Origin of the sequence: Kitasatospora sp. A2-31 (assembly GCF_022288725.1) — a bacterium.
Lineage (GTDB): Bacteria > Actinomycetota > Actinomycetes > Streptomycetales > Streptomycetaceae > Kitasatospora.
This window is the reverse complement of record NZ_JAKNTA010000067.1, coordinates 1-2091: the sequence shown is the minus strand read 5'-3', so window position 1 is coordinate 2091 and position 2091 is coordinate 1. Positions and strand designations below refer to the sequence as shown.

Here is a 2091-nt window from a genome sequence, read left to right as displayed (position 1 = left end):
ATTGATGTTCCCACCCTCTTTGATGGTCGGCGGCTGCTCACTTGGTTCCGGACTCAAGGGCCAGACGTGGAAGACTACTACGACAAGGCCGAGGAGGTTTCGACCAAGCTCCGTCAGTACAAGGTTCCCGCTTATCTTGTTCGACAAGACGACCTTGACATTCTGACCGACATCTTCGACCGCATGAACAACTATGGGCGTAGGTTGAACCGAGCTGAAATCTTCACTGCCTTGAATGCTGGGGCGGAAGAAGGTAGCGAGACTCGCCTGAACTTTGCGCGCATTTCCGACAATGTGGCAGCTCGCACTCTATTCGGAACGATCGATGTAAACACGGTTCTCGCATCATTTCTTGCGCGCCGAGGCCCGGATCCCACTAGGGATATTCGAACCGAGTTCTCCTCGGAGATGCGCCGTTCGGGGCTTGAATTTCCAACGGAAGATGAGCAGGCAGCCTATCGCGAGGCGGAGGAGGCGCTGGTACGTGCCGTAATCTTTCTCATCGAGGTCGCTGGCGTGCCACATATCGCTCTCCTCCCCTATCGGGCCCAACTAGTTGTCCTTACGCGATTCTTTGCCCACTTTCCGGAGCCTAGCCCTAATACCTTGCGGCTGCTGCGTCGGCTCTTTTGGCGCCTGTCGATCGCTGGGCCTTCGGTCTTTCGTGGCAGCTTCACTCAGTTCAGTCGTATTCTGAGCAATAAAATTCGCCGAGGTGACGAAGAGGGTTCCGTTCAGGCGCTTCTGGAGACTATGAAAGACGCAGTGCATTCGCCGCCGAGCCCGGACAGGTTTCGCACGAATGAGGCCACAGCGAAAATCGTGCTTAGTGCGTGGTGGTCACTCCGGCCCCGCTCCATTGTCTCTGGGCTTCCTGCGGATGTTCAGAGCCTTTCCAGCGTCCTTGGCGACGAGCAGACTCCGGTTAGTGCCACTCCCTATCTCTTCCCTCGTCTCAACGAGCCGGGGGAGAAGGATAAGCGACTGTGGGCGGCAAACCGGATCTTCCTGCCGTTCGGTGAAGATTTTCCATCTGAGGCTATTAAGATGCTTACTGAACCTCGCATCGACCTGGATCAGAGCATTCAGCAGGCTGTGCTGGAGTCTCACCTCATTGATGACCGGGCGCTGGAGGCTCTATCGCGAGGGGACCGAATTGGGTTCCTCCAGGCTCGCCAGCAGCGTATCCGGACCCAGCTCGAAGATTTCCTTGCTCGTATGACCGAATGGAAGTATGAGGACACCCCGTCCCTGGACGCTCTTGATCTCGATGAAGAAGAGCAGAGCGACTCGGAGATTGATTTCAGCAACGATCGGCTTCAATAGCTGTATCGTCGGAGTCGGGCACGCGTCATTGTGCGTATTCAAGCGGGAGGGATGGTCATGGCGAACCGGTTGCCGGAGGTATTTCACGCCGTGCTGCTCCACGGAGCGCGCGTGGGAACACTGTGTCAGCGGGGTGACTATACGCGTTTCGTGCTGAATCGATCCTACATGGATAGTCCGACTAGACCTGTTCTCGGTCTGCGGTTCGAGGAGAACTTGCAGAATTCCTATGCTTCTGCCTTGCGATTGCCCTGCTGGTTCTCCAATCTGCTCCCGGAAGGGCCGCTTCGGGAGTGGATCGCTCAAGACCGTGGCGTTTCCCTGGAGCGGGAAATGGAGCTCCTAGCCCAGGTGGGCCACGACCTCCCGGGCGCTGTGCAGGTGGTTCCCGCAGATGGACCTGATGACGAGTGGGAGTGGACAGAGTCGGCTATGGCCGGCGGGCGAAGGGCTGCGGTCGACCCCGAAAGGTCATCGCCATGGCGTTTTTCCCTGGCCGGCGTCGCACTAAAGTTCTCGATGTTGGCGAGAGGTGACCGGCTAACGGTTCCGATCGGCGGGGAGCTGGGGGACTGGCTAGTTAAGTTTCCGGACTACCGGCACTCGCATGTCCCCCGCAATGAGTTTGCCATGATGTCGCTGGCCGGTTTGGTCGGTCTGGACGTTCCCGAAGTTCGGCTTGTGCATCGAGATGAGTTTGACGGACTACCTGATCGAATGTGGCCAAATAGCGAGGAGTGGGCATACGCGGTAAGGCGCTTTGAT

Annotated in this window: 2 protein-coding genes; both read left to right on the top strand. The window is 57.6% G+C overall.

Features of this window, described 5'->3' with window-relative positions; all coding sequences use genetic code 11:
• On the top strand, positions 1-1326 hold a 1326-nt coding region (locus tag MCM47_RS39310; RefSeq protein ID WP_238951679.1), incomplete at its 5' end, for a DUF262 domain-containing protein.
• A gap of 51 nt (positions 1327-1377) precedes the next feature.
• Positions 1378-2091, top strand: a 714-nt coding sequence (locus MCM47_RS39305; protein ID WP_238951678.1) for a type II toxin-antitoxin system HipA family toxin, incomplete at its 3' end; no start/stop codon positions are given.